The following is a 543-nucleotide window of genomic DNA, read 5'->3' as shown; positions in this document are numbered from 1 at the left end:
TGTCACCGAAGATGTCCTTTCCAAGCTGGGGAAACAGGAAGTCACCGGAAGTGCCTTCTCACAGGCCCGCTACAAAATTGAATGGCAGTTTTTTTCTGATCTGTGCGCTATCAGTTCAGAGGATTACGACAGATTTTCCACTGCCAGATGGAAGGGGTACAGGGTCTTTGGCGGTGATGGAAGTACGTTAAACTTGCCGGCATCCAAGCAGATTAGAGGGTATTTTGGAGTGGAAACCAATAGTTTAAAGACCACTCTTGCAAGAATACTTCTTGTCTATGACGTACTTACCGGCCTTACCCTACAGGCAAGACTCGGAAGAATGAGTACGGGCGAATCCGGTTTACTCGATGACTGCCTGTTGGAAATTCCACCCAAGCCGGATGACCTGCTGGTGCTGGACAGGAACTTTGGCCACTTCCACATTGCGCACAGAATGACTAGTGAAGGAAGACCCTTCTGCATCCGGATGTCTACCGGGATATCCAATTTTGCAAAAGAGGTAATGGCTGACAGCAGGATGGATTTTATCACCGAATGGGT

Annotated in this window: 1 protein-coding gene; it reads left to right on the top strand. The window is 48.4% G+C overall.

Going from position 1 to position 543, the window contains the following annotated elements; genetic code table 11:
- Positions 1-543: hypothetical protein (locus GCU44_RS23065; protein ID WP_394366512.1), on the top strand; the 543-nt coding region annotated here is incomplete at both ends.

It is taken from the genome of Cyclobacterium xiamenense (assembly GCF_009467825.1).
Lineage (GTDB): Bacteria > Bacteroidota > Bacteroidia > Cytophagales > Cyclobacteriaceae > Cyclobacterium > Cyclobacterium xiamenense.
Note: the sequence above shows the minus strand (reverse complement) of the source record. Positions and strands in the feature narration are given on the sequence as shown.